The sequence below is a fragment of the Streptomyces sp. NPDC059477 genome, from assembly GCF_042749375.1.
Classification (GTDB): domain Bacteria; phylum Actinomycetota; class Actinomycetes; order Streptomycetales; family Streptomycetaceae; genus Streptomyces.
Map to the genome: position 1 here is coordinate 1 of NZ_JBHYUG010000046.1, position 26,559 is coordinate 26,559.

25 protein-coding genes and 1 pseudogene are annotated in these 26,559 nt (G+C 72.6%); 17 read left to right on the forward strand and 9 right to left on the reverse strand.

What is annotated here, in order from left to right:
- The 9 genes and pseudogenes from ACFXAZ_RS22715 to ACFXAZ_RS22755 all read left to right on the forward strand — a co-directional run.
- Nucleotides 1–628: pseudogene (locus ACFXAZ_RS22715) on the forward strand (IS5 family transposase); the annotation flags it as partial.
- Between the two features lie 466 nt (nucleotides 629–1,094).
- Nucleotides 1,095–1,715, forward strand: a complete 621-nt coding sequence (locus tag ACFXAZ_RS22720; protein WP_384594111.1) for an SMI1/KNR4 family protein — start codon at nucleotides 1,095–1,097, stop codon at nucleotides 1,713–1,715.
- Between the two features lie 252 nt (nucleotides 1,716–1,967).
- Nucleotides 1,968–2,558, forward strand: a complete 591-nt coding sequence (locus ACFXAZ_RS22725) for a TetR/AcrR family transcriptional regulator C-terminal domain-containing protein (protein WP_384594114.1) — start codon at nucleotides 1,968–1,970, stop codon at nucleotides 2,556–2,558.
- A gap of 357 nt (nucleotides 2,559–2,915) precedes the next feature.
- The gene (locus ACFXAZ_RS22730; protein ID WP_384594117.1) at nucleotides 2,916–4,376 is read left to right on the forward strand and encodes an ATP-binding protein; all 1,461 of its coding nucleotides are present in this window, start codon (nucleotides 2,916–2,918) and stop codon (nucleotides 4,374–4,376) included.
- Entirely contained in the window at nucleotides 4,373–4,795 is a 423-nt protein-coding gene (locus ACFXAZ_RS22735) for a roadblock/LC7 domain-containing protein (protein ID WP_384594120.1), read from the forward strand. The genes ACFXAZ_RS22730 and ACFXAZ_RS22735 overlap by 4 nt, the downstream gene beginning before the upstream one ends.
- A complete protein-coding gene (locus ACFXAZ_RS22740; protein ID WP_382679337.1) occupies nucleotides 4,792–5,151 on the forward strand; it encodes a DUF742 domain-containing protein in 360 nt (119 codons plus the stop codon). The genes ACFXAZ_RS22735 and ACFXAZ_RS22740 overlap by 4 nt, the downstream gene beginning before the upstream one ends.
- Entirely contained in the window at nucleotides 5,126–5,749 is a 624-nt protein-coding gene (locus tag ACFXAZ_RS22745; RefSeq protein WP_382679334.1) for an ATP/GTP-binding protein, read from the forward strand. The genes ACFXAZ_RS22740 and ACFXAZ_RS22745 overlap by 26 nt, the downstream gene beginning before the upstream one ends.
- Nucleotides 5,746–6,978, forward strand: coding sequence for a cytochrome P450 (locus tag ACFXAZ_RS22750; RefSeq protein WP_382679331.1), 1,233 nt, complete (start codon nucleotides 5,746–5,748; stop codon nucleotides 6,976–6,978). Before ACFXAZ_RS22745 ends, ACFXAZ_RS22750 begins: the two co-directional genes overlap by 4 nt.
- A gap of 8 nt (nucleotides 6,979–6,986) precedes the next feature.
- Nucleotides 6,987–8,204 (forward strand): cytochrome P450, encoded by a 1,218-nt coding sequence (locus ACFXAZ_RS22755; protein ID WP_384594125.1) that lies wholly within the window; start codon nucleotides 6,987–6,989, stop codon nucleotides 8,202–8,204.
- 224 nt (nucleotides 8,205–8,428) lie between these two features.
- Here the strand turns inward: ACFXAZ_RS22755 and ACFXAZ_RS22760 are convergent, their stop codons facing one another.
- Entirely contained in the window at nucleotides 8,429–9,928 is a 1,500-nt protein-coding gene (locus ACFXAZ_RS22760; RefSeq protein WP_384594128.1) for a helix-turn-helix domain-containing protein, read from the reverse strand.
- Between the two features lie 336 nt (nucleotides 9,929–10,264).
- On the opposite strand from ACFXAZ_RS22760, the gene ACFXAZ_RS22765 reads away from it, so the two are divergent.
- From ACFXAZ_RS22765 to ACFXAZ_RS22785, 5 genes are all read left to right on the forward strand, one after another.
- Nucleotides 10,265–10,885, forward strand: coding sequence for an L-threonylcarbamoyladenylate synthase (locus ACFXAZ_RS22765; RefSeq protein WP_384594131.1), 621 nt, complete (start codon nucleotides 10,265–10,267; stop codon nucleotides 10,883–10,885).
- A gap of 95 nt (nucleotides 10,886–10,980) precedes the next feature.
- Nucleotides 10,981–11,736: a dienelactone hydrolase family protein gene (locus ACFXAZ_RS22770; RefSeq protein ID WP_384594134.1), complete on the forward strand. Its 756-nt coding sequence runs from the start codon at nucleotides 10,981–10,983 to the stop codon at nucleotides 11,734–11,736.
- 232 nt (nucleotides 11,737–11,968) lie between these two features.
- Nucleotides 11,969–13,162 (forward strand): glycoside hydrolase family 64 protein, encoded by a 1,194-nt coding sequence (locus ACFXAZ_RS22775; protein WP_384594137.1) that lies wholly within the window; start codon nucleotides 11,969–11,971, stop codon nucleotides 13,160–13,162.
- A 72-nt stretch (nucleotides 13,163–13,234) separates the two neighbouring features.
- Nucleotides 13,235–14,098, forward strand: a complete 864-nt coding sequence (locus ACFXAZ_RS22780; RefSeq protein WP_384594140.1) for an MHYT domain-containing protein — start codon at nucleotides 13,235–13,237, stop codon at nucleotides 14,096–14,098.
- Between the two features lie 79 nt (nucleotides 14,099–14,177).
- Nucleotides 14,178–15,230, forward strand: a complete 1,053-nt coding sequence (locus ACFXAZ_RS22785) for an LLM class flavin-dependent oxidoreductase (protein ID WP_384594143.1) — start codon at nucleotides 14,178–14,180, stop codon at nucleotides 15,228–15,230.
- Nucleotides 15,231–15,285: 55 nt separating this feature from the next.
- Here the strand turns inward: ACFXAZ_RS22785 and ACFXAZ_RS22790 are convergent, their stop codons facing one another.
- The 4 genes from ACFXAZ_RS22790 to ACFXAZ_RS22805 form a co-directional block, all read right to left on the reverse strand.
- Nucleotides 15,286–16,236: a TauD/TfdA dioxygenase family protein gene (locus tag ACFXAZ_RS22790; RefSeq protein WP_384594146.1), complete on the reverse strand. Its 951-nt coding sequence runs from the start codon at nucleotides 16,234–16,236 to the stop codon at nucleotides 15,286–15,288.
- A gap of 10 nt (nucleotides 16,237–16,246) precedes the next feature.
- Nucleotides 16,247–17,278, reverse strand: a complete 1,032-nt coding sequence (locus tag ACFXAZ_RS22795; RefSeq protein ID WP_384594149.1) for an alpha/beta hydrolase family protein — start codon at nucleotides 17,276–17,278, stop codon at nucleotides 16,247–16,249.
- Nucleotides 17,279–17,326: 48 nt separating this feature from the next.
- Nucleotides 17,327–17,794, reverse strand: a complete 468-nt coding sequence (locus ACFXAZ_RS22800; RefSeq protein WP_384594152.1) for a peroxiredoxin — start codon at nucleotides 17,792–17,794, stop codon at nucleotides 17,327–17,329.
- 116 nt (nucleotides 17,795–17,910) lie between these two features.
- Complete coding sequence (locus ACFXAZ_RS22805) at nucleotides 17,911–19,815, reverse strand: pentapeptide repeat-containing protein (RefSeq protein WP_384594155.1); 1,905 nt, start codon at nucleotides 19,813–19,815, stop codon at nucleotides 17,911–17,913.
- Nucleotides 19,816–19,990: 175 nt separating this feature from the next.
- On the opposite strand from ACFXAZ_RS22805, the gene ACFXAZ_RS22810 reads away from it, so the two are divergent.
- Nucleotides 19,991–20,173, forward strand: coding sequence for a hypothetical protein (locus tag ACFXAZ_RS22810; RefSeq protein ID WP_384594157.1), 183 nt, complete (start codon nucleotides 19,991–19,993; stop codon nucleotides 20,171–20,173).
- A 97-nt stretch (nucleotides 20,174–20,270) separates the two neighbouring features.
- Here ACFXAZ_RS22810 and ACFXAZ_RS22815 read toward each other — a convergent pair whose 3' ends face one another.
- Nucleotides 20,271–20,780, reverse strand: coding sequence for a MarR family winged helix-turn-helix transcriptional regulator (locus ACFXAZ_RS22815; protein ID WP_384594160.1), 510 nt, complete (start codon nucleotides 20,778–20,780; stop codon nucleotides 20,271–20,273).
- Nucleotides 20,781–20,895: 115 nt separating this feature from the next.
- On the opposite strand from ACFXAZ_RS22815, the gene ACFXAZ_RS22820 reads away from it, so the two are divergent.
- Nucleotides 20,896–22,233: an alpha/beta hydrolase-fold protein gene (locus ACFXAZ_RS22820; RefSeq protein WP_384594163.1), complete on the forward strand. Its 1,338-nt coding sequence runs from the start codon at nucleotides 20,896–20,898 to the stop codon at nucleotides 22,231–22,233.
- A gap of 34 nt (nucleotides 22,234–22,267) precedes the next feature.
- On the opposite strand, the gene ACFXAZ_RS22825 is transcribed toward ACFXAZ_RS22820, so the two are convergent.
- The 3 genes from ACFXAZ_RS22825 to ACFXAZ_RS22835 all read right to left on the reverse strand — a co-directional run bounded on the left by ACFXAZ_RS22825 (nucleotide 22,268) and on the right by ACFXAZ_RS22835 (nucleotide 25,053).
- Nucleotides 22,268–22,462 (reverse strand): ferredoxin, encoded by a 195-nt coding sequence (locus ACFXAZ_RS22825; protein WP_384594165.1) that lies wholly within the window; start codon nucleotides 22,460–22,462, stop codon nucleotides 22,268–22,270.
- Nucleotides 22,463–22,479: 17 nt separating this feature from the next.
- Nucleotides 22,480–23,709 (reverse strand): cytochrome P450, encoded by a 1,230-nt coding sequence (locus ACFXAZ_RS22830; protein WP_384594168.1) that lies wholly within the window; start codon nucleotides 23,707–23,709, stop codon nucleotides 22,480–22,482.
- A 570-nt stretch (nucleotides 23,710–24,279) separates the two neighbouring features.
- A complete protein-coding gene (locus ACFXAZ_RS22835; protein ID WP_384594275.1) occupies nucleotides 24,280–25,053 on the reverse strand; it encodes a response regulator transcription factor in 774 nt (257 codons plus the stop codon).
- A gap of 232 nt (nucleotides 25,054–25,285) precedes the next feature.
- Between ACFXAZ_RS22835 and ligD the strand changes: the two genes are divergently transcribed.
- Entirely contained in the window at nucleotides 25,286–26,278 is a 993-nt protein-coding gene (gene ligD, locus ACFXAZ_RS22840) for a non-homologous end-joining DNA ligase (RefSeq protein ID WP_384594171.1), read from the forward strand.
- Nucleotides 26,279–26,559: the final 281 nt, after the last annotated feature.

A 26,559-nucleotide genomic window follows, 5' to 3' on the forward strand; every position in this document is an offset into this window, starting at 1 on the left:
CCGACCTGGCAGGGCGGATCGACTGGGGCATGGTCGGCGTCGACTCGACGTCCTGCCGGGCCCATCAGCACGCGGCCGGCGCCCGCAGAGCCCGTCCGCGGATCCCGAAAAAAGGACGACGCCCCGGCACCACCGCCCCGACGAGGGACTCGGACGGTCCCGGGGCGGCCTGACCTGCAAGATCCACCTCGCCGGCGAAGGCGGCTGCCGCCCCATGGCCGTCCTGCTCACGCCGGGTCAGTGGGGCGATGCCCCGCAGATGGTCGAGGTCCTGGACCGGATACGGGTTCCCCGGCCGCTGGGCGGACGGCCCCGCACACGGCCGGACCACGTCAGTGGCGACAAGGCTTACAGTTCACGCCGAAACCGCCGCTACCTGCGAAGACGCCACATCAAGCACACAATCCCCGAGCCGAAGGACCAGCGGGCCAACCGCCGACGCAGAGGCAGCAGCGGCGGCAGACCCGCCGGCTTCGACCGCGACCGCTACCGGCGCCGCAACGAGGTCGAGCGGACCATCAACCGGCTCAAGAACCCCCGCGCGGTCGCCACCCGCTACGACAAGCGGGCCTACGTCTTCCACGGCACCGTCACCGCCGCAGCGATCCGACTCTGGCTCCGCCAGTGATCCGCCGGACAGGACCTAGGGCGTGTGAGCGGTGGCCGCGCATCCACCTTCCTGGGCGGCCATGACCTCTCCCCCATATGGAAGCGTTCATACCCAGGGAAATCGCCATCCCGGACGACACCGACTCCCCTACTCGCCAACCGCTTCGCGAGCGCCCGGAGCGAGGTCACCACAATCGCCGGATGCGCCTTCGGGCTCGGCCGGAAGTCCTCCTCGACGCCCAGATGCACCTCCAGCCCACCACCCCGGAACCAGCACCCGCCCCGAGCCGCCAGCACCGGAGGCTTCTCCACCTCGGCCATCCAAAGGGCACGGCGCCGTGCTTGACCGCTGTCGTCCAATCGAGGCGTTCGACAGCGAACCTGGTCGTCTGAGGTGTCGACGCGGCACCTGCCCCAGAGTCAGCGCCTGTCACACGTCGCCCACGGGGCCAGGGCTGAGCCAGGCCGTCTCTTTCGGATCTTGCATGATGATCGGCATGAACACGGAAGCCTGCGACCCGGCCGAGTTGGCCACGCTCCGCGAGATCTTCGCACCCCGTCCCGAGGCGGCGCCGCCGGCCGGCTGGGAGGCGGTGCGGTCCTTCGAGTCGGGGCACGGCATCGTGCTGCCGGAGCCGTACCGCACATTCGTGGCGGAGGTCTGCGACGGCCTGCGGGCCGGGCCGCCCTACTACGGTCTGCTGCCCTTCGCGCAAACACCCTCGGACTGGGGCTCCGACCGCCCCGAGCGCCTGCTCACCGAACCGTTCCCCCTCACGACGACGTGGATGTGGGAGAACGACGAGGAGGAGGAGAAAGCGCTGTCGGAGCAGGAGTTCGAGGCCCGGATGGACGCCGCGTTCGACCACGGCTCCCTGTTGCTGGGAACCGATGGCTGCGGCATGTACTGGCATCTGATCGTCACCGGCCCGCAGCGCGGTCACGTCTGGCTGATCGACGAATACGGCGCGATGCCCTTCGGTACCTCGCCGAGCACCTCCCCGATGCCGGGCACCCCTGGTTTCACCGGATGGGTGACCCACTGGGCCCAGGGCCGCTCCTGGTTCGCCGGTGCTCCGGGAGGTGATCCGGAAGAAGCGGCCTAGCCCCACTCCCTGGTCGAACGGACTGGCTCGGATGGCAAAGGACAGCGCCGTCCAAGGGCGGTGACGACTCGCCGCGTCTCCGGCCGACCTTTCAACGCGAGGCCGGCGTTCGCGCCGGAACGCGACCTGCCTCGGGCGGATCGACGGCCGCGCGGTGATCCTTCCGCACGACCGGCTTCCCCGCTCTGCCACCTCTCCCGCACACGAGCGAGCGGATCCGGCCGACGGGATCCGCGATTGTAGGATGACCTAATGCGCTGGACCAAGGACGATGTCATCGACGCCGCGTTCACCCTGCTGGAGCGGGACGGGCTCGAAGGGCTGACGCTTCGGGGGGTGGCCCGGGAGCTGGGGGCCCATCTCAATTCGGTCAGCTGGTACGTGAAGACCAAGCGCAGCCTGATCGAGACGATGGCGGACACGGTGGTGGGCTCGGTCCGCACCGACGACCTGCCCGCCGCCCCCGTGGAGCGGGTCCGGGTCGTCGTCGGCCGGTACCGCGCGGCGATGCTCGCCCACCGGGACGGCGGCCGGCTGGTCGCGGGGACGTTCGCCGGGACCGGCCGGACCCTGCGGGTCGCCGAGGTGGTCGTGGCCGGCCTGCTGGAGGCGGGCTACTCGGAGGAGGACGCGGCCCGGCTGTGCTGGGCGCTCGTCTACTTCACCCTCGGCCTCACCCAGGAGCAGCAGACCAGCCCGCCGGACACGCGGGCCCAGGCCGGTTATCTCAGTGCCGAGGAGGGTTTCCCGGCGCTGGCGAAGGTCGGGGCCCGGCTGATGACCCAGGACTCCTTCGACGCCCGTTTCGACTACGGCCTGGCCCGGCTCCTGGACCTCGGCTGAGACCAGCCCCGGACCTCGGCGGAGACCTGCCCAGGACCTCGGCCGAGACCAGCCCGCGGGGTCACCCGGTGTCCCCGTCCGTGTCCCCGCCGGGGGTTCCCCGGCCAACGCGCCTGCCAGTGAGCCCTCCTCACTCCTAAGCACCCATTCATTCAACTCGCCCCCCATGCGCCACAGTTGCCCCGGATGAGGTCAACGGCAGGGCAATTCCGGTACCAAGTCTCTCCCCGGCCCCCGATGCCGACCGGTGACAATGTGTACTGTGCTGCGAGCATCACGTCACCGGGGTTGTGGATCGTCCCAACCCCCGGCCCGCTCCTGCCCGTTGTTCGCGCCGACCTCCCTGGAACGCCCTCGATGATCGAACTACCGGAGCTTGCCGTCGGCTCTCTCGCCGCCGGCACCCTGTCCGCCCTGGCCCTCGGCGGCGGCCTGCTGCGGTCCCGGAAGAGACAGGCCCGCCAGCGGGCAGAGATCGCCGCCCTGCACGGCCGGCTCGACGACACCATGGCCTCCTTCATCGCCGAACTGGAGCAACTGGCGGACCACCGGATGCCGTCCGCCGCCCGCCAGCTCACCCACCCCCATATCGCCGTGCCGGGCCCGCGCCGGCCGCAGACCGCCGGCACCCCCCTCGGTATCGCCCTGGAGGACGTCCTCAACGGGCTGCGCGTCGAGTTGCAGGCCCAGCGCACCCGGATCGACGCCGCCGCGCAGGCCGGGATGCGCGGCGCCACCCGGGAGATCCAGGCCGCCCTCTACCGTCTCCAGGACGCGCTGCGCGGACTCCAGCAGCGCTACGACGACCCCGAACTGACCCAGACCCTGTTCGCGCTCGACCACGAGAACGAGCAGTCGCTGCGCCGGGCGCAGGTGGCCGCGGTGGTGTGCGGGGCGTGGGTGGGGCTGGCGCGCGAGGAATCGCATGTGGTGGACGCGGTCACCGGCGGCCAGTCCCGGCTCGCGGGCTACCACCGGGTGCGGGTGCACAACCATCTGGAGGCGGGCACGGCCCTGGTGTCGCACGCCGTGGAGCCGGTCGCCATCATCGTCGCGGAGCTGCTCGACAACGCGCTGCGGCACTCGGCTCCCGACACCGAGGTGACGGTCAATCTGGAGCATGTCCACCACGGGGCCTGTGTCACCGTGGACGACGCCGGGCTCGGTATGACCCAGGACGAGCGCGGTCGCGCCCAGCGGCTGGTGGCCGGTTCCGACCCGATCCTGCTGACCGACCTCGGTGATCCGCCGCGGATGGGGCTCGCCGCGATCGGCCAGCTGACCCGGCAGTTCGACCTGGGCGTCGATCTGTCGTCCCCCTCTCCGTACGGCGGGGTGCGGGCGGTGCTGCGGGTGGACAGTCATCTGCTGACCCGGATCGACCCGGATGTGAAGCCTCCGGCGGCCAGTGCCCCGCGCTCCACCCGCGTCGGCGGCGACCGGCCGCCGGCCGAGACCCGCGACCCGGACGCCGAGCCGCTCGCCGGGCCCGTTGAGCCGGTCACCGCGCACGGCTACGGCGCTGACCTTGACGAGGAGGCGACCGCGCCCCTGAGCGGGCCCGAGCCGGAGGGACTGCCCCGGCGCAGGCGCCGTACCCGGGCCGAGATCCCCGCTCAGGGCCCACCGGTACGGGAGCCGGTCACGCCGATACGTCCGGCGCCCCGCCCGGAGGACGCAGCCGCCGCACTCGGCGCGCTCCAGTCGGGTACCGCGGCGGCGCGCTCCTCGGCCCACGGCGAACCGGCGGCCGTATCGGACGAATCAGCCGGGCAGGACACCGAAATCACCGACCATGAAGAGGGAGCGGCCCGATGATCAGCCGCGACGCCGCAGACACCGCGTGGGTGCTGGATCCGATCCTGGAAGTGCCGCATGTGGTGGCGGCCGTACTGCTCACCCGAGACGGGCTGGTGACGGGGTACACGGACGTGCTGTCCCGCCCGTCCGCCGACCGGGTGGCCGCCATCATCAGTACCGTCCAGGGGGCGTGCCGGACCGCCGCGGCGGCCTTCGCCGACCGGGACCGGGCGGAGGTGCGGCAGATCGTGATCGAGTCGGAGCACGGCTATGTGCTGATCGTGCCGACCGACCACGGCACGGTCGTCGCCGGGTACGGGGACGCCGAGGTACGGCTCGACCTGCTCGCGCACCGGGTCCACTCGCAGGTGGCCCGGCTCGGCGAGAAGGCCATGGCCGCGGCGCCCCGAGGGACCGACGGCGGCGCACCGGCATGACGGGCCGCCCCGGCGGCCGTCCCCTGGTTCCCGCGTATCTGTCGACCGGAGGGGTGGCGCGGCCCAGCCGCCCGCACCTGGAGCGGCTGTCCGTCATCACGGCCGGCTGCGCGGACGAACCCGACGATCTGCCCGCCGCCCAACTGGCCCTGCTGGACGCGCTGGACGAGGGATCGCTCACCGTGGTCGAGGCGGCGGCCCTGCTGCGGCTGCCCGTCTCCGCCGTGCGGGTGCTGGCCGCCTGTCTCGTCGACCGGGGCCTGGTCCTGGCCCGCGCGCCGATCCCGCCCGCCGAACGGTTCGCCCCCGACCTGCTGAAGAGAGTGGCCGATGGCCTCCGCGCCCTCAAGCACTAGCGACACCGCCCGTGAGGGCTCCATCCATCTCCCGGACACCGCCAAGGATTTGGTGAAGATCCTGGTCACCGGGCCGTTCGGGGTGGGCAAGACGACCCTGATCGACTCCGTGTCGGAGATCCGCCCGCTGCACACCGAGGAGCAGCTCACCGAGGCGTCCGCGCAGGTCGACGATCTCGACGGGGTGCGGGAGAAGTCGACGACGACCGTCGCCATCGACTTCGGGCGGATCAGCCTGGACGGCGGGATCGTGCTGTATCTGTTCGGCACCCCGGGGCAGGAGCGGTTCCGTTCGCTGTGGGACGACATCGCGTACGGGGCGCTGGGCGCGCTGGTCCTGGTCGACAGCCGCCGCATCGACGCCTCGTTCGACGTGCTCGGTCTGGTGGAGGAGAGCGGGCTGCCGTACGCGGTGGCCTTCAACGCCTTCCCGGACGCGCCCCGGCACTACACCGGCGAGCAGTTGCGCGAGGCGCTGGACCTGGAGATCGACACGCCGATGGTGACGTGCGACGCCCGGGACCGGAACTCCTCGATCGACGCGCTGCTCGCCCTGGTCCAGCACCTCATCGACAGCAATCCCGCGGAGCACCGGTGACCACCTATCCCCCCGCTCAGGACGCCTTCTCCCGGTCCGCTCCGGTCCGGCTGTGGGAGGACGGCTTCGCCGTCGATCCATACCGCTACTACGCCGCGCTGGCCAAGCAGGGCCCGGTGGGCTGGGCCGAGCTGGCGCCGGGGGTACCGGCGTACGTGGTGACGGACCGGCGGGCGGCGCTGGATCTGCTGCGGGACGCGGAGACGTTCTCGCACGATCCGCGGCCGTGGGAGGCGACCGTCGCCGATGACTCGCCGGTGCTGGGCATGATGCGCTGGCGGCCCAACACGCTGTTCGCGGACGGGGCCGAGCATGTCCGCTACCGCACGGTGCTGATCGATTCCCTCGATCTGGTCGAGCCGCACGATCTGCGCGACCGGGTGCACCGGGCGGTGCATGTGCTGGTGAGCCGGTTCGGGCCGCGCGGCGAGGCCGATCTGGTGGCGGACTTCGCCCGGCCGCTGATGGCGCTGGTCTTCAACAGCCTGTTCGGGCTGCCGGAGAGCCAGAGCGACCGGCTGCACGCGGCGCTCGGGAAGATGATGGAGGGCGGGGCGCAGGCGACCGAGGGCGAGCAGGAGTTCGGCGGGTATGTGCTGGAGCTGATCGCCGGGAAGGTGCAGCGGCGCGGCGGGGACGTGCCGAGCGCGCTGCTCGACCATCCGGAGGGGCTCAGCCCCGAGGAGGTCACCCATCAGGTGTTCCTCATGCTGGGCGCCGGGCACGAGCCGACCACGAACCTGATCTCGAACGCCCTGTCGCGGATCCTCGGCAACCCGCTGTACTACTCCACCCTGACCAATGGCGCCCGGCCGGTGATGGAGGCGGTGGTGGAGGTGCTGCACCACGAGACGCCGATGGCCAACTACGGCATCCACTACGCCCGCAAGGCGCTGACCTTCCACGGGACCTGGATCCGGGCCGCCGTGCCCATCGTGATCTCCTACGGGGCGATGGGGCACTTCGCCGAGCAGGCGGACGTGAAGGACGGCCGGCCCCGGGACGCCTCGCATCTGTCCTGGTCGGCCGGGCCGCACGCCTGCCCGGTCAAGCAGCACGCGCTGCTGATCACCACCGAGGCCATCGAGCGGCTCACCCAGTGGCTGCCCGATCTGGAGCCGGTGCTGCCCCGCGAGCGGCTGACCTGGCGTCCGGGACCGTTCGTCCGCTCGCTCACCGCACTGCCCGTCCGGTTCAGTCCCCGCTCCCCCGACCAGCCCGGAGAGTGACCAGGACCGTGACCGACCGCATCGTCCTCGACCCGTTCGGCGCCGACATACCCGCCGAGAGCGCCCGGTTGCGCGCGCTCGGCCCGATCGTGCCCGTGACGCTGCCCGGCGGTATCCCCGCGTGGGCGCCGACCGGCTACGACACCCTCAAGGAGCTGATCCTCGATCCGCGGGTCAGCCGGGACCCGCGTCTGCACTGGAGGCTGTGGCCCGAGGTGGGCGACCATCCGTCCTGGGGCTGGGTGCTGGGCTGGGTCGGTGTGGTGAACATGTTCTCGACGTACGGCACCGACCATGCCCGGCTGCGCAAGCTGGTCTCACCGAGCTTCACCCTGCGGCGCACCGAGACCCTGCGCCCCCGGGTGGAGGCCATCACCGCCGAACTCCTGGACGCGATGGAGACGGGGGGCGAGCGCGCCGATGTGCGCGAGCAGCTCGCCTTTCCGCTGCCGATGCGGCTGATCTGCGAGCTGTTCGGGGTGCCGGACCACCTGTGGGAGGGGGCCGGACGGGTGGTGGCCGCCATCATGGACACCTCCGATCCGAGCGCCGAGCACGCGGCGTTCGTGCAGGAGCAGATCTCCGTCGTGCTGCCCGCGCTGATCGGGTACCGCCGCGAGCATCCGGGCGACGATCTGACCAGCGAGCTGATCCGGGTCCGCGACGAGGACGGCGACCGGCTCAGCGACGAGGAGCTGCTGTACACGCTGCTGCTGGTGATAGGCGCCGGGTCCGAGACCACGGTGAATCTGATCGGCAACGCGGTGGTGGCGCTGCTGCGGGATCCGGGGCAGCTCGCGGCGGTGCGGTCGGGGGCGGTCGGCTGGGACGCGGTGATCGACGAGACGCTCCGGGTGCACCCGTCGATCGCCTCGCTGCCGTTGCGGTACGCGGTGACGGACCTGAAGGTCGGGGACGTGACGATCCCGGCGGGGGACGCGATCATCACGACGTACGCCGCCGCGGGGCTGGATCCGGTGCACTACGGGCCCGGCGCGGGGGTGTTCGACGCGGCGCGCGGGGCGGAGGACCATCTGTCGTTCGGGATCGGGGTGCATCGCTGCATCGGCGCTCCGCTGGCCCGGCTGGAGGCGCTGACCGCGCTGCCGGCGCTGTTCGAACGGTTCCCCGAGCTGACGCTGGCCGTGGACGCGGGTGAGCTGCGGCAGGTGCCGTCGTTCATAGCGTTCGGCTGGCAGGAGGTGCCGGTGCGGCTGCGCGGCTGAGTCCGCTCCGGGCGCCGCGCGTCGCAGCCGCGTTCTCGTGTACGGGCCGTGGGAGCCCGACCGGACCCCCGTGCCGGTCGGCCTCCCACGGTCCGTTGAACTTACGTCGGCGACCGGCCGATTGTGAACCGTGTCGATGCCCCATCCCTCGGCGGAAACACTCAACCGTGCACAGGTGAGTCCGGTTTGTTTCGCTTTGCAGCGGCCCGGGTTGTCATCCGGGTTCAGCTCGCCCGGTCCAGATCCGGCGGTGTCAGTTCCCCGAGCGCCAGATGGGACAGCACGACCTCGTACAGATCGCTGCCCGCGGCCAGCAGTTGCCGTTCCAGTACGGGTTCGGCGCCCCGGACGTGTTCGCGTACGGTCTGCGCGTGCACGCCGAGGAGCTGGGCGGCCCGTTCGGCGTTGGCGCCGGCCGCGAGCCAGGTACGCAGGGTGCGGCGCAGATCGCGGCCGTCGGTGTCCAGGCGGGCCAGGAGGTCGCGGGACCAGGTGCGCAGCGCGGGTCCGGCCAGCAGTTCGCCGAGTTCCGGGCGGCCGGGCCGGGGGTCGGTGCCGGTCGGCTCCGGCTGTCCTTCCTGGGTGTTCAGCGCGAGATGGACGGCGGCCCGTGCGGGCAGGTCGGAGAAGTCGGTGCCGAGCATGCTCTCCACCCGGTCCATGCGGGCGCGCACGGTGTTGCGGCTGACGCCGAGCACCTTCGCGGCGCTGACGGCGGTGAACTCCAGGCCCAGCCGGGTGGTGGCGAGGAGTTCGGCGCGGGTGTGGTGGGGCAGGGTGTCGAGCGGGCGCAGCAGCCGGGTGGACCAGGCGCGCAGTGCGGCGGGGTCCATCAGCCGTTCGGGGTGGGTGCGCTCGGCGTACACGGCCGACTGTTCGGGGCGGAAGCGGGCGACGGCGAGCGCGCTGACGGCCTGGCCGTAGGCGGTGGCGGTGCGGGCGAGGTCCTGGCGGACGCTGCCGCCGAGGAAGGTGCCGGGGCGCGAGCCGATGAGGGCGCGCAGCTCCCGTACCTCGGCGTCGTCCGGGAGCACGACGATCACATGGGCGTCGACGGCGGGGCAGCGCACCACCAGGGCCCGTTCGCCGGTGGCGTGCAGGCACTCCTCGGCGAGCCGGTCGCGTTCCTCGGGGGTGGACTCGGCGACGTACACGCACGCCGAGTCGGTGTCGAGGAGGCCGGGCCACAGTCCGGCGGCGACCCGGCGGGCGGCGACGATGTCCTGGACCATCAGCAGTTGCAGGATGGCCAGCCGCAGATCGGCGGCGGCCCGCCGCAACCGGCGTCCGGCGGCCGTGGACTCGCGGGCCCGCAGCAGGAGTTCGAACACGGACGCGGTGTGGGTGACGACCTCGGCGGTGTGCCGGTCGAAGGGTTCGGTGCGGGCGACGGCCAGCACCCCGGTGGTGGCGGGCGGGGGCAGTTGGACCCGGACCAGTCGCAGATGGCGGCCGGCGTCCTCCACGGAGGCGGAGGCGATCCGGCCGGTGGCGACGGCACGGACGATGTCCGGTTCGACGGGGATCCTGCGGCCCGCGAGGAGTGCGCCCCCGGCGTCCTGGACGCACACCGTGGCGTCCACCGCGTCCGCGAGCCAGGCGGCGAGCCTGCCGGGGTCGCGGCCCGCGGGGCGGAGCTGATCGAGCAGTTCCCCGGCCCAGGTGGCCGCGCGGTCCTGTCTGTCGCCGTCGGTGACGTTGCCGTCCCCTTCCTGGCCGGCCATGTCTCCCACTCCTCGTTGTCTCGCGTCGGCCCGGTCCTGCCCAGGGACGTTACCTCACGGCCCTGTGGGGCCCGGTGTACTGACCACCACGGCGGGGGTGTGACCGGGCGGGGCGGGCGGTGCGCTGTGGGCTCGTGCGGGTCCGGCGCGTCGGCGGCGGCTCAGAGTGCGCCGACAGCGGCTCAAGGTGGCTCGGACGGATGGACCGTACGCCGCCCCGTGCGCACCCCGCCCGGCGGCGGTGCGGGTCGCTCGGAGACGGGGACCGGCGCCGTCCGGCGTACCGTGGGCCCCTCCTGTGCCGCCCGCCTCCCCCGTACCGCATAAGCTCGGTCAATGGCGAAGTACTACGACGTGCACCCCGACAATCCTCAGCCGCGGACCATCGCGCAGGTCGCGGAGAGCATCCGCGCGGGCGCGCTGATCGCGTATCCGACGGACTCCTGCTACGCGCTCGGGTGCCGGATCGGCAGCCGTGACGGCATCGAGCGGATCCGGTCGATCCGGCGGCTGGACGACCGGCACCACTTCACCCTGGTGTGCCAGGACTTCGCGCAGCTCGGCCAGTTCGTGCGGGTGGACAACGATGTGTTCCGGGCGATCAAGGCATCCACACCGGGCAGTTACACCTTCATCCTCCCGGCGACGAAGGAGGTGCCCCGGATGCTCCAGCACCCGAAGAAGAAGACCGTCGGGGTGCGCATCCCGGACCATGTGGTCACCCAGGCCCTGCTGCACGAACTGGGCGAGCCGCTGCTGTCCAGCACCCTGCTGCTGCCGGACGAGGCGGAGCCGCTGACCCAGGGCTGGGAGATCAAGGACCGGCTGGACCATGTGCTGGACGGGGTGGTCGACTCCGGCGACTGCGGCACCGAGCCGACGACGGTGATCGACTTCTCGGACGGCGAGGCGACGATCGTCCGGCGTGGGGCGGGCGACACCTCCCGCTTCGAGTGACGTCCTCGCAGCGTTCGTTGTACACCACATGAAACGATGATCGGCGACCGGGCCCGCGGGGTGCCCGTCGTCGAGCGCACAGGAGGCAGCACGACATGACGGCCGTACAGGGCACTCTTGTCGACATTCCCACGGCGGACGGCATCGCCGACGCCTATCTCGTCCGGCCCGCCGAGGGCGGCCCGTACCCGGGCGTGCTGATGTACATGGACGCCTTCGGGCTGCGGCCGGGGCTGAAGGCCAAGGCGGACCGGCTGGCGGCGGCCGGGTACACGGTGCTGCTGCCCAATGTGTTCTACCGCCAGGGGCGCGCGCCGGTCATCGAGTTGCCGGACTTCATCGACCTGGCGGCCCGGCCCGGCCTCTTCCAGCAGCTGATGCCGATGATCCAGGCGCTCACGCCGGAGCCGGCGATGCGGGACGCCGATTTCTATCTGCGCCGCCTCGCCGAGGACCCGGCGGTCCTGGACGGACCGTTGGCCGTCACCGGCTACTGCCTGGGCGCCCGGCTGACCCTGTTCACGGCGGGGACGTATCCGGAGCGGGTGGCGGCGGCGGCCGGTTTCCACGGCGGGAACCTGGCGTCGGAGGCCCCGGACAGTCCGCATCTGCTGGCCGACCGGATCACGGCCGAGCTGTACTTCGGACACGCCGACGGTGACGCGTCCAACCCGCCGGAGGCCATCGAGCGGCTGGAGAACGCGCTGACGGACGCGGGTGTGCGCCACACGTGCGAGGTGTACACGGGCGCGCACCACGGCTTCACCCAGCAGGACACCTCGGTCTACAACCCGGAGGCCGACGACCGGCACTGGGCGGCGATGCTGGGGCTGTTCGGCCGTACGTTCTAGACCGGTCGTTCCCTCCTTCCGTACTGCCGCGCTTCCGCGCGGAGGGGCCCGTCGCGTTCCGGTGCGGCGGGCTCCGCGTGTCTCCGCCTGCCTTCCCCTCTTCGCGCACCCCCTCTCGACGCCCTCCCCTCTTCACACCCTCCGCATTGACATGCTCACGCCGCAGCGAGACGGTGAGAGCGCTCTCAAGTCTCGTACGGACCCATCCCCCACACCCGCACGGAGGTGGAGAGTGCTCACCGTCAACAGGCGCAGGCTCCTGGCCGCATCCGCGGCGACCGCGCTGCTCGCCGCACTGGTCTCGCTCGGCGGACCGGCCGGTACGGCCGCCGCCGTCCCCGCCACGATCCCGCTGTCGCTCACCAACAACTCGGGCCGCGCGGAAGCGGTCCACGTCTATGTCCTCGGCACCTCGCCGGACGGCCGGCAGGGCTGGGCGGACGCGTCCGGTACGTTCCACGCCTGGCCGGTGGGCGGGAATCCGCCCACCCCCGCGCCGGACGCGTCGATCCCCGGACCGGCCGCTGGACAGTCCAAGACGATCCGGATCCCCAAGCTGTCCGGCCGGATCTACTTCTCCTACGGCCAGAAGCTCGACTTCCGGCTCACCACGGGCGGCCTGGTGCAGCCCGCCGTGCAGAACCCGGCCGACCCCAACCGCAACATCCTCTTCAACTGGTCCGAGTACACCCTCAACGACGCCGGGATCTGGCTCAACAGCACCCAGGTCGACATGTTCTCGGCGCCGTACTCGGTCGGCGTGCAGCGCGCCGACGGCAGCGTCGGCAGCACGGGCACGCTCAAGGCGGGCGGCTACAACGGGGTCTTCGCGGCCCTGCGGGCCCAGCCCGGCTGGTCGGGGCTGGTCCAGACCCGGCCCGACGGCACCGTGCTGCGCGCGCTGGCACCGCTGTACGGGGTGGAGACGGGCGCGCTGTCCCGGTCGGTGATGGACGACTACATCAACCGGGTCTGGCAGCGGTACGCCACGACGACCCTGACGGTCACCCCCTTCGGGGACCGGCCGGACATCAAGTACTTCGGGCGGGTCTCCGGCGACGTCATGAACTTCACGAACGGCACGGGCGCGACGGTGACCAGCTTCCGCAAACCCGACGCCGACAGTGTCTTCGGCTGCCACCGGCTGCTCGACGCGCCCAACGACCAGGTGCGCGGCCCGATCTCCCGCACCCTGTGCGCGGGCTTCAACCGGTCGACGCTGCTGGTGAATCCGAACCAGCCGGACACATCGTCGGCGAACTTCTACCGGGACGGGGTGACCAACCACTACGCCCGGGTCATCCATGAGCGGATGACCGACGGCAAGGCGTACGCGTTCGCCTTCGACGATGTCGGCAACCACGAATCGCTGGTGCACGACGGGAACCCGCAGCAGGCCCGGCTGACCCTCGATCCGTTTAACTGACACCTGTCCCCATTGCCCCCATCCTCCCCATGGATAATCCACACAACATCCACATCATTGGGGAGTAAGCACATGGAAGGTACGGTCGACGGTTTCCGCTATGGCGCGGTGACGCCGATAGCCGCGTATCTCATGGCGTGCCTGGGCGGTGCGCTCGGTCTGCGCTGCACCGTCCGGTCGCTGCTGGACGAGCGGAAGTGGCGGCCCGGCTGGCTGGCGCTGGGCGCCGCGTCGATCGGGTGCGGCATCTGGACGATGCACTTCATCGCCATGATGGGCTTCCATGTCCCGCAGTCCTGGATGCGCTACGACATGGGGCTGACGGTGCTCAGCCTGGCGGTCGCGGTGGTCGTGGTCGGCATCGGCGTGTTCCTGGTCGGCGTGCGCGGGGCCGGGCGGGGCACGCTGCTGGTCGCGGGCGTGATCACCGGGCTCGGGGTCGCCGCCATGCACTACCTGGGCATGGCCGCCATGAGCCTCGACGGCGCGTTCCGCTACGACGCCCTGACGGTGGCGCTGTCCATCGTGATCGCGATCGTCGCGGCGACCGCCGCGCTGTGGGCGGCCGTCACCATCCGCGGCTTCCTGGCCAGCCTCGGCGCCAGCCTGGTGATGGGCGTGGCCGTCTCCGGCATGCACTACACGGGCATGGCCGCGGTGACCGTCGAGCTGAACACCACGCTCTCCACGTCCTGGAGCGGCAGTTCGGCCTCGTCGCTCGCGCTGCCGATGCTGCTCGGGCCGGTGATCTTCCTGCTGCTGGCCGGCGTGGTGGTGATGTTCGATCCGCTGCTGGTCCTGGGCGACGGGGAGTGGAACCGGTCCGACAGGTCCCGCCGGGCACGGCGGCCGGAGCCGGAGCCGGTCGCGGTGGCGGAGGGCGGCGCGGACCCGGCGAGACCCTTCGGTGAGTCGCCCGGCCCGAGCCAGTGGTGAGCGCGCCGGGAACACCGGAGCCGACCGGGCGGTTGACAGGCAGTGGACATGTGTCCACCGACGCCTGCTGGAGGAATCCGTGTCGTCCACCCCACGCCCCCTGCGCAAGCTGGGCTTTCTGACCATCGGGCTGTTCGACGGGGCGGATCCCCGCCGGGGGCACGAATCGACCCTGGAGATCATCGAGCTGGGCGAACAGCTCGGCTTCGACAGCGCGTGGGTACGCCATCGCCATCTCCAGTACGGCATCTCCTCCCCCGTCGCCGTGCTGGCCGCCGCCTCGCAGCGCACCCGCCGGATCGAACTCGGCACCGCGGTGATCCCGCTGGGCTGGGAGAACCCGTTGCGGCTCGCCGAGGACCTGGCCACCGTCGACATCCTGTCCGGCGGCCGGCTCAACCCGGGGGTGAGCGTCGGTCCGCCGATCCACTTCGAGCGGGTCAGGGGCGCCCTGTACCCGGACACCGCCGACGCCGAGGACTTCGGCTACGGGCGGGTGCGGCGCCTGCTGGACCTCGTACGGGGCGAGGCCGCGAGCGACTTCGGCGGGACGGAGGGCTTCGAGGTCTACTCGGACCGGGTGCAGCCCCATTCCCCCGGCCTGGGCCACCGGCTCTGGTACGGCGGCGCGAGCCTGTCCTCCGCCCGCTGGGCCGGTGAGCACGGCATGAACTTCCTGACCAGCAGCGTGGTGAAGGCGGAGGGGCCACAAACAGCGGGAGGCCCGGACGGGCCCGAGGGGTCCTGGGACTTCGCCGGGATCCAGCTCTCGCTCATCCGGGCCTTCCGCGCCGCGCACCCCGACGGCGAGGCCGCCCGGGTCTCCCAGGGGCTGGTGGTCGTCCCGACGGACTCGGCGACGCCCGCGCAGCGCGCGAAGTACGAGGCGTTCGCGGCCCAGCGCGCCCCCCGTACCCGGGTCCCGCAGGGTCCGGCGCGACTGCTGTTCGCGCCGGACATCGTCGGCACGTCGGAGGAGATCGCCGAACGGCTGCACGCGGACCCGGCGTTCCGCGAGGTCGACGAGGTGGCCTTCGCGCTGCCGTTCACCTTCGAGCACGAGGACTATGTGCAGATCCTCACCGACATGGCGACCAAGCTGGGCCCGGCGCTGGGCCGGCCCGCCGGGTAGGGGACGCGGCGGGTCCTTTGACGCCGGACGCGGGTCACCAGCTGCCGGGTGGGGGTCACCAGTTGCCGGGTGCGCTCCCCACCAGCGGCTCGGACGGGGTGCCGTCGACGCCGACCGGGATGTCTCCGGTGAGCATCACGCGGTGCATGGTCCGGGGGTGGCCGAGGTGGGCGTTGTCGGAGGGGGCGAGGTGGATGGTGGCGCGGTTGTCCCAGAAGGCGACGCTGCCGGGCTCCCAGCGGAAGCGGACCGTGTACTCGGGGCGGGTGGCCTGTTCCAGGAGCAGTTCGAGGAGCAGGCGGCTCTCGGCGCGTGAGACATCGGTGATCTGCTCGACGTAGTAGCCGTTCACGAACAGGACCCGCTCGCCGGTCTCCGGGTGGACCCGGACCAGCGGGTGCACGGTGGCGATCTGGTGGTCCAGGAGGTGGCGGACGTAGGCGTCGTCGCCGGGGCGCGGTTGGTAGCCGACGCCGAGCCGGTGCTCGGCGCGCAGGCCGTCCGCGAACTTCCGGACCGGCGCGGACAGTCCCGCGTAGGCGGCGGCCAGATTGGCCCAGGTGGTGTCACCGCCGTACGGGGGTACGGTCTCGGCGCGCAGGATCGTCGCGGCGGGCGGGTCGATCCGGGCGCCGTGGTCGCAGTGCCAGCCGCGCAGCGGGACGTGCCGGCGCCGCCGCAGCCATTCGTCGTGCTCCATGCCGAACCGCCCGCCCAGCTCCAGCCGGTCGGCGGTGGTCTCGATCTCCGGGTGCCCGGCGGGCGAGGCCGAGCCGCGCCGGGGCAGCACCACCGGCTCCCCGAACCGCCGCGCGAACCGCACGTGTCCGGCGTGGTCCAGCCGCTGCCCCCGGAAGAACACCACCTTCCAGCGCAGCAGCGCCGCCCGGACGGCCGCGACCTGTGTGTCGTCCAGCCCGGCCGCCAGGTCGACCCCGGTGATCTCGGCCCCGATGTGCCCGGCGACCGGCCGCACCTCGATGCCGCCGTCCTGCTCCGTCGTCATGCCCACTCCGTCACTGGCTCAGGTTCTCCGCGAAGAACTCCATGGTGACCTCCATCGAGTCCGGCCACTGTCCGTGGAAGGCGTGCCCCTCGCCCTCGTAGGTGCGCAGCTCCACGTCCTTGCCGGCCTCCTCGAACGCCGCCGCGGTCTCCTCGGACCACTCGATGGGGCAGGAGGTGTCCTCGGTGCCGTGGTGGATGAGGAGCGGTTCGGTGACCCGGTCGACATAGGTGAGCGGGGACGCCTCGCGCCAGAAGCCGGGGTTCTCCTGCGGGGTGCCGTACTCCGCCTCGATCTCGTCGACCAAGGGGTCGCCCTGCTGGAACTGCGCGAAGTTCTCCTCGGGGCGGGCGCTGACCGGTGCGAAGACGACGGCCGCGTCGACCAGGCCGGGCGCCACGGCCAGCGTGTTGTAGACGACTCCGCCGCCCATCGACCGGCCCAGCAGTCCGATGCGCTCGCCGTCGATCTCCGGGCGGCCGGAGCCGCGCAGGGCGAGGACCGCGCCGATGACGTCCTCGGTGTAGCCGAGGCGGAGGTTGCGGTCGTTGTCGGGGTCGTCGTCGGAGCCCGCGTGGTTGCGGTAGTCGGTGTGCAGGACGGCATAGCCGTTCTCGGCCAGCAGTTCCTGCTCGCGGGTCAGTCCGCGGCCGGTGGTGTACTCGGCCGGGTCGATGTAGCCGTGGGCGAGGACCAGCGCCGGGAACGGTCCGTCGCCGGTGGGGATGTTCATGATGCCGGAGACGGTCACCCCGTTCGCCCGGTAGGTGACGGCGTACTGGGTGTAGGCGTCGGTGCGGCTGCGGACGTCGCCCAGGCGCAGGTCGGTGCCGGTGTGGTCGCGGGCGATGAGCCCTGGGATGGACACCGGCTCGGGTGGCTCGGTGCTCGATCCGGGGCTCGGTGGGGGCGTGCCGGTGGCCGCGCCGGAGGTGGCCGTCGGGGACGGGCCCGGGGCGGCGTCGTCGTCGCTGCCGGTGCAGCCGACCGCGGTCGTCATCATGAAGGTGACGGCGACGCAGGCTTTGCTCAGCAACCGCATGCGGTGCAGTATCGCGAACGGCCGTCCCGTGGACCACTGTTCGAGAGATCAATCACGCCGGGCGCGCAGGGCGGCGAGCGCCCGGTCGGCGTGGGTGTTCATGCGCAGTTCGCTGCGGACGATCTCCAGGACGGTCCGGTCCCGGGCGATGACGAAGGTGGCCCGCTTGGTCGGTACGAGGCTGAAGCCGCGCTTCACGCCGAACCGTTCACGGACGGTGCCGTCCGGGTCGGACAGCAGCGGCATGCCGAGGCCGTGGGTGCCGGCGAACTCGCGCTGTTTGTCGACGGAGTCACCGCTGATACCGACCGGGCGGGCGCCCGCTTCGGCGAACTCGGCCGCCAGATCGCGGAAGTGACAGGCTTCTGCGGTGCAGCCGGGGGTCATCGCGGCGGGGTAGAAGAACAGGACGACCGGGCCGTCGGTGAGCAGTTCGGACAGCCGCCGGGCGGTGCCGGTCTCGTCCCGCAGCTCGAAGTCCTCGACCTGGTCACCGACGTTCACTCGTCCTGACATGGCTTCCTCCGGGCGGTCTCGCCTCGTCGCGCTGCCGTGGCGGGGCTGGCGAATGTGCGGCGGATCCTACGCGACCACAGGGTGACCATGGGCGTCGGCCCCGGGGTGGCCGCGGGTCAGCGTTTGATGCGGCCCCGCACGGCCAGGACGGCGACGGCGAGCAGGGCGGGTTCCAGAAGCCGGGACGTCATCTCGATATAGGTGCCGGACGTGGTGAGGTCCTGTCCGCTGGAGCGGAACACCACGGAGTTGAGGGTGACGTTCAGGGCCTTCTCGAAGCGCGGGCCGGTGAACCGGTCCCCGGTGGGGTTACGTGGGTCCTGGGCGTCGATCTCGAAGGTCACCGTGCCCCCGCCGGGCGGCACGGTCCCGGTCGCCTCCTGCTTCGGGGACTGCGTGGGCAGGCCGAAGCCCATCAGCAGGACGACGGTGACGGCCATGCAGGCCAGGAGCCAGCTCAGGGCGCGGGAGGCGCGCAGACCGTAGCCGGACAGCAGCCAGTAGGCCCACAGGAGACGGCGTTCGACCGCCGGGGTGCCGGTGCGGTCGTGGCGGCGCATCTCGCACTCGCCGTAGTAGAAGTCGGCCGCGCCGGGCTCGTCCTTGCCGTCCTCCAGGGCCTTGCGCAACTGCCGGTAGAGGACGACGACGTCCTCGGGGCCGGGGGTGTGGGCGGGGAGGTGGAACGGGGCGGAGGTCCACGCGCCGGAAGCCCGGTCGGTGCGGGCGCGCCAGTGGTGTTCCTCGGCCAGGGTGCGGCGCCGGGTCCAGTGGGTCAGACGGATCCCCCGGCGCCGCCATCCGGTGGGTGCGGCGGCGAAGGTGCTGCGGCCTTCCAGGCGGATCTGGTCGAGGTGGAAGGCACCGGAGAAGAAACAGCCGCTCAGATCGGTGTCGGTGAGGACGAGGAGCGAGGCGTCCACGCCCTGGAGCGAGGCCACCCGCACCGTCGATGGTTCTTTGAGGCCGTGCTCGGTCACCACGCCCTCGTTGGTGAGGAAGAGCCCCGGGTGGGCGGTGACCGCGACGGGGGCCGCCAGGACCGCGTGGCCGAGGTTCACGGTGGCGTGCCGCAGCCGTACGGTCGCCGTCGACTCCCAGCGGGTACGGACACAGCGCACCGAGCGCGCGGCGATCTCCAGGGTCACGGGGTCCTCGAACACGGCGGCCGAGAGATCCACCCGCTGCTCGCAGACCAGCGGTCCCAGGTGGGGGTTCTGCGAGAAGCGCGCCCCGTCGAAGTGGGCCTCGTGCCGGAACCATGTCCCCTGGAAGACCGTGCCCCGGGAGAACTCCGCCTCCTTGAAGCTCGCCTCGTGCTCGAAGGTCGCTTGCTCGTAGCGGGCGGGGCCGCCGAACCGGGCCCCGTCGAAGGTGGCCCGGAGACCGAAGGACACGAGGCCGAAGCCCGCCGCACCGGAGAACCGCGCCCGCTCGAAACCGGCGGTAGCGCTGAAGTGGGAGAGAGCGAATTCGGCGGATTCGGCGAAGGCCGTGTCGGCGAAGGCGGCAAAGCCGGAGACGCCTACGTCGATGAACGAGGCATCGCGGGCGAAGTGTGCGCCGGAGAAACTGGCGGGGCCGGTGAACCGCGCGTGCGCGAAGGTGGCGGGACCGTCGAACTCCGCGGCGTCGAAGGTGCCCTGACCGGCGAACACCGCGTCCTCGAAGCTGACGGGACCGGCGAACCGGACCCCGGTGAAGTTCGCGTGCGCGAGCCCTGCGCCGTCGAACCGCGCCGTGCCGAGGACGGGTTGTGCGGTGCCGGGGTCGCGGAGGGCGTCGAGGAGCAGGGCCAGGAGTTCGGGGCCGAACTCGGTGGCCCGGTGGTCGATGTCGGCGCCGGGTGCCAGGCCGGCCAGATAGGCGTCGCGGTCGGGGTCCGGCACATGGGCGAGGCAGCCGGAACCGCCGGGTATGCGGCTGCCGGGACATCCGTCGGGGTCGCCCGCCGGGTCGGCGCCATGACCGCAGAGCGGCTCGTCCGGGCCGCCGGGAACCGGGGCTGTGGGTGCGCTCATGTCGGGCGGCTCCGGGGGTGGATGGCGGGTACGGAGAGGCGACCTTCCCCGCCTGCCGGGGCGGAAACCCCGGGGCCGCCGTCGGCTGGGCGCGGCGGTTGCGGGTGCCCGGGGTGTAGCCGAAGGAGCGGTGGAAGACGTCGATGAAGGCGCTGGCGGAGGACCCGCCGCAGCGGTGGGTGACCGTGGTGACGGGCAGGTCCTCGGCCAGCATGCGCAGGGCGTGGCGATGCTCGGGGCGCTCGCCGACGCCACGGCCGTGCGGACCGCCCTGGTGCCGCTCGTCGCGCTGCCCGCGATCGGCTGGCTGCTGGTGCGGGGGCTGCGGGAGCCGGGGCAGGGCGGTACGGCCGGGTAGGCCATCGGCGTGCGGCGGTCCTGACGCCGGCCGGGCCGGGCCGGCGCCCGTCGGGGTCCCCCATGGGTGCCGGGCGGGTTCTCCCCGTCGGAGTTCCTCAGTCCGTGGCGGGCGGGTCCTCCCGCTCCTCCTCCGTCATGTGTGCGTGGAAGTCGTCGACCATGCGGTGGAAGAGGGTGGCGAGTTGGCGCAACTCCTCGGGCTTCCAGTCGGACAGGGCGACCTGCATGCGCCGGGCGCCCGCGTCGCGGATCCGGTCGATGGCCTCGCGGCCCGCCTCGGTCACCTCGATGCGCTGGGCGCGGCGGTCGTCGGGGTCGGGGACCCGCACGACGTAGCCGGCGCGCTCCAACTGCTGGACCGTGCGCGTGACATGGGACGCCTCGACGCCGAGCCGGGCGGCCAGTTCGCCGGGGCGGGGCGGCTCGCCGTCCGCCATCCGGCGCAGTACGCCCGTGGCCGCGCGGTCCAGCGGCACCCCGGCCACGGCCATCACCTTGTCATGCTGCCGGGCGCGCGAGCTGAGGAAGGTGATCCGGGCGAGCGCGTGCTCGATCTCCGTCGTTTCCGGGGAGGCGGGGGTGGGGGGCAGCGGCGGCGTGGGCATACCCGCACTTTACCATATCGTTGCGTAACTCAAGTAATTCACTCAGGGTGGAGGTAATTAAGTTAGGCTTACCTCACTTTCATGGCGCACCCCTCGGTGAACGAGAAGAGGAGCGATGCCCGTTCTCATGACCGTGCCGCGCCCGGTGCGGGCGACCGGTCCACGGATCGCGCGGCTCGTGGCGGAGCTGCCGGCGGCCGACGACGCCGGGCGGGCGGCCCTGACCGCCGCGTTCTGGAGCGAGGTGGAGGGCGTCGGCACACCCCTGGTCGAGGAGGCGGCGGGCGCGCCGGAGCACCGGGTGGTCACCTTCCTGTGGCGTGGGCACCGGGCCACCCGTCAGGTGCTGCTGTGCGGCAACCGACTCGTCGACCGCGAGCAGCTCGCGGGCGCGCTGCTGGAGCGTGTGCCCGGCACCGACGTATGGCATCTGGGACTGCGGCTGCGCGCCGATCACCGGGGGTCCTACCGGCTGGCGGCCGACATCTCGGCCAAGGAGCCGCCGACGGATCCGGCCGGACTCCAGCTCCGGTTGCGGTCGCTGTCGGTGCACGCGGCGGCGGACCCACTCAACCCGCGCCGGATCGCGAGGCGTTGGCAGCGGTCCGACAGCTCGGTCTTCGCGCTGCCGGACGCGCCGGGTCCGGCCGTGGCATCCGCCGCCCGGGGCGAGGACGGGGCGGCCGGCGGGCGGGTGGAGCGGTGTCCGGTGCCCACGGAGGCGCTGGGCGGGCGCCGGGACACCTGGGTGTATCTGCCGCCGGGGCATCCGCGCGGTGAGGGGCCGCCGCCGCCCGTCCTGGTGCTGACCGACGGCGACATGTGGTTCGGCCGGCTGCGCCTGGAGCGCACGCTGGACGCGCTGATCGCGGACGGCTCGCTGCCGCCGCTGGCCGTGCTGGCGCCGGACGCGGTGGACCGGCTCACCCGGCGGCGCGAACTGGGCGGGCGGGACGCCTTCGTGACCTTCCTCGCGGGCGAGCTGCTGCCCTGGGCGAGGGGCCGCCGGCCGCTCACCGCCGACCCCGCGCGCACGGTCGTCGCCGGTCAGCGCCTCGGCGCGGTCACCGCCCTGTACGCGGCCCTGCGCCGGCCCGACCACTTCGGCGCCGTCCTCGTCCAGTCCGCCGCGCTGTCCTGGCGCCCCGGCGAGAGCGGCGAACCGCCCCTCGCCGAGGCACCCTGGCCGGTCACCCGGTCCGCCGCCGTACCGCCCCTGCCGGTACGGGTCCATCTGGACGTCGGGCTCCAGGAGGGCCCGGTGCTCGACCGCCACCGCACGCTGTACGAGACACTGCGCACCGCCGGGAACCAGGTCACCTACACCGAGTTCAACGGCGGCCACGACTACGCCTGCTGGGAGGTCGCCCTGGGACGGGCGCTGGTGGGACTGCTCGGCGGCGCGACGGACGGCACGACCGGAGCGACCGGGGGCTCGGCGGGCCGCGACTGACCCCCGCAGGGGCTGCCGATGGATCCCCGCCCGGCTACTCCACCACCCGGATGGCGCCCGCCGGGCAGAGGCTGACCGCCTCCCGCACGTCGTCCAGCACGTCCGGGCCCGGGCTGTCGTCATGGACGTAGGAGATGCCGTCCTCCTCGCGCTGGTCGAAGACGTCCGGCGCCGACAGCACGCACTGTCCCGCGGAGACGCACCTGGCGCCGTCGAGTTCCACGCGCACGGTCCGCTCCTTCCGGGTCACCATGTGACGGGCAGTTCGTCGACGCCGTACACCGTGCTCGTCGGCTTGAACGACAGTTCGTCGCGGGCGATCGCCAGGCGCAGGGTCGGGATGCGGCGGTACAGGGTGCCGTAGACGACCTGGAGTTCCAGACGGGCCAGCGGCTGGCCGAGGCACTGGTGGACGCCGAAGCCGAAGGCGACGTGGCGGCGGTTGCCCCCGGCCAGGTCCAGCCGGTCGGGGTCGGGGAAGACGGCGGGGTCGCGGTTGCCGAGGTCGTTGGGCATGATCAGGCCCTCGCCGGCCCGGATGAGCTGACCGTCGAACTCGATGTCCTCCAGCACGGCCCGGCGGCGGCCGAGGTGCACGACCGTCAGATAGCGCAGCAACTCCTCGACGGCGGCGGCGATCAGCTCGGGGTCGTCGGTGTCGCGCAGCAGCGCGAGCTGCTCGGGGTGGTCGAGCAGCACGGCCGTACCCAGCGAGATCATGTTCGCCGTCGTCTCGTGCCCGGCGACCAGCAGCAGGACGCCGGTCTGCGCGGCCTCGGTCCGGGTCAGCTCCCCGGCCGCGACCCGGCCCGCCAGTTCGGAGAGCAGATCCTCGCCGGCGTGCGTCTCCTTCTCCCCGAGCAGATCCTCCAGAAAGCGGACGAGCCGCTTGAAGGCGCCCACGCGCTCCTCGACGGGCGCGCTCTGCCGGATCAGGGTCCCGCTGTTCTCCTGGAAGAAGTCGTGGTCGGCGTACGGCACTCCGAGCAGCGCGCAGATCACCAGCGAGGGGACCGGCAGCGCGAGCGCCTTCACCAGGTCGACGGGGGTCGGGCCGGCCAGCATCTCGTCGATCAGGTCGTCGACGATCCGCTGCACCCCGGGGCGCAGGGTCTCCACCCGGCGCAGCGCGAACGGCCCGGTCACCATGCGGCGCAGCCGGGAGTGTTCGGGGTCGTCCATGAGGATGAACGTGGTGGCGTCACCGCCCGTGAGCGGGCTCGGGCGGGGGTAGCCGGGGCGGTTGAAGTCGGCGCTGACGCGCGGGTCGAGCAGCAGGGCGCGCTGGTCGGCGTGGCGGGTGACGAGCCAGGGGGTGCTCCCGTCCCAGATCCGGACCCGGACCAGGCGTCCGCTGTCCTGCTGGGCACGCAGCGCGGGCGGCGGGTCGAAGGGGCAGCCGGCCGCGCGGGCCATCGGGTAGGCGGGGACCGGGGGCGCGTCGGGGCGCGGGTCGCCGGTCAGCGTATCGGCCATGTCTCTCCTCGGTGTGGGCTCACCCGGGCACGAGCGCGGGGTGATGCCGGGATGACGGGGCGAACGGGGACGAGGTATCGGCAGTGCCATGCAAACAGAGCGGACTGACGCCTTCCGGACAGTTCCCTGACAGAAGGCTGACGTGACGGGGGTCACATTCTGGGGGGGGATGGGGGGTGGGGAGTGGGTTCATGCCGTGGAGTTGTCCGGGGGCGAGGGCGGGGGCGGGGACGAGGGCAGGGGCACGCGGCCGGGGTCACGTCTTGCGGCGGCCAGGGTCATGCCCCGGGGCGGCGCCGGAGCGGAGTCGGGACCGGAGCCCCGCCGCCGGGCCGACGTGACGTGCTGAGTTCCACCGTGAACTGGGATCAAACCCCGAAGGCCGCCGTCGGACCGACGTCACGCCCCGCCCCCGTGAACCGGAGACCGCGAGCCGCGACCGTGGACCGGAGACCCTGAGCCGGAGACCCTGAGCCGGGATCAAGCCCCCGGGCCCCACCCGAGCGCCCGGGTCACCTCCGGAAACCCACCCTGAGCCGAAGCCCCCAGAGCCCTACCGTGGAGCGAACGTCACATCCCCACCCCCGCCGCCCCCTCGCTCCCGCCCAGCCAGTAGCCGAAGCCGCGGCGGGTGTGGATCAGGGCCGGGGCGTCGTGGTCGACCTTGCGGCGGAGACGGGAGACCAGTTGCTCGATGGCGTTGGCGCCGCGGAGGTCGCCCCAGACGCCACGGCCGATCTGCTCCTTGGACAGCACATGGTGGGGGTGGATCAGCAGATGGCGCAGCAGCCGGTACTCGGCGGGGGTGAGGTCGAGGGTGCGGGTGCCCCGGCAGGCCTGGCACAGGGTGTCGTCGAGCAGCAGATCCGCGTAGCGCAGCGGGTCGCGGGGGCGGCCGGGGCCGGTGCCGCGCAGCAGGCCCTGCATCCGGGCGAGCACCTCGGCGACCCGGAAGGGCTTGGTGACGTAGTCGCGCCAGCCGTGCGGTGGAGTCGCCTGGAGTCCCCCGAGGGAGTCGTACGGGGTGAGCAGCAGTACCGGAGGGCAGGGCCCGGGTGCCCGGCGGTCCCGTCGGTTCAGTTCCTCGGTGTCGGGTAGCGGCGCGTCCACGACGGCCAGATCGAAAGGCTGTGCCCGGACCCGGTCCAGGGCCTCGACGACGGAGCCGGCGGCACAGACCCGGTAGCCCGCCAGCGCCAGGGTGGTCAGGAGCAGCTCGGCGGCGCTCGGATCGGCGGCGACGACCAGGACCCGTTGCCCGGCGCCGCGGGCGAGTACGGGTGCCTCCGCGAGGGCTCCGCCCGCTGCCGGAGGAATGGGGGCTGCCGACGGTACGGGGTACATGCGGATCACCCAATCTCCCTGCCTGCCTGCGTCCAGTAATCCATGTGGGGTTGGCCCACTCAAGTGACTGCCAGGCCAAGATCTGGGTGATGGCGGGCGGAACTTTGGCGGAACCACTACTGGGCCAGTGTCCGGCCGGCGGTCCGGGCGCCAGCCGTCCCGTGCCCGCCGTTCAGGGGAAACCGGCCCGCCCCACGCGTGAGCGCCCCCGGCGCCGTCCACACCTGATGGCGTGGCCCTCCCCCTGATCTCCCCCATGCTCGCCACGCCCGGCGGGCTGCCGCCTGCCGCGCAGGACGCGCAGTGGGCGTACGAGACGAAACAGGACGGGCAGCGGACGGTGGTGTATCTCGCCGGGGACGGGAGCGTCGTCCTGCGGGCGCGGTCCGGGGAGGACATCACGGCGGCCTATCCCGAGCTGGCGGCGCTGGGCCCGGCGCTCGGGGACACTCCGGCCGTGCTGGACGGGGAGGTGCTGGCGCTGGACGCGGACGGGCGGGCCGATTTCCAGTCGCTCCAGTCGCGGATGGGGCTCGCGCACGCGCCGGGGCGGGCGGCGCGCAAGGCCGCGCGGGCGCCGGTCCATCTGGCGCTGTTCGACGTGCTGCATCTGGCGGGCAGTGAACTGCTGGGGGAGCCGTACCGGCGGCGGCGGGCGGCGCTGGAGTCGCTGGGGCTGGCCGGGCCGTTCTGGTCGACGCCGGGCGCGCTGGTGGGGCACGGCGAGGAGGCGTTGCGGGCGACGCGCGAGCACGGGCTGGAAGGGCTGGTGTGCAAGCGGCTGGACTCCCGCTACGAGCCCGGGATCCGCTCGCGGGCCTGGATCAAGATCCGGAACACGCGGGGGGTGGATGTCGTCGTGGGCGGCTGGCAGCCCGGCAAGGGCCGGCTCACCGGGCTGCCCGGCTCGCTGCTGCTCGGGCAGTTCGACGGTGCCGGTCGGCTGCGGTACGTCGGCAATGTGGGCACCGGCTGGAGCGAGGCGGAGCGCGTCGAACTGGCCGCGCTGCTGCGGCGGTACGCCTCCGACGCCGCCCCCTTCGACCCCGTACCGCCCGTACCGCCCGCCGCGGGCGTGCGCTGGGTGCTGCCCCGGCTGGTCGGCGAGGTCCGGCACAGCACCCGGACCCGGGCCGGACTGCTGCGCCAGCCCTCCTGGCTGCGACTGCGGCAGGACCTCACACCCGAGGACTCGGCGGCGCTGCTCCCCGAGGAACTCCGCTGACACCACCGCACGGAGATGCCGGGACTGCTCCGCTGACACCACCGCACGGACATCGCGGAGATTGCCCCGCCGACACCACCCCGCGGAGACCGCGAAAACTCCCCCGCCGACACCACACCGCGGACATCGCGAAGACTGCCCCGCCGACACCACCCCGCAGAGACCGCGAAGACCGCCCCCCGACACCACCCCGCGAAGACCGGCGGAGCCACTTCCGCTGACGCGCCGTCCGGAGGTCGCGGAGATTATTGGCCTGCGCTTCACCGGTGTGACGCCTGTGC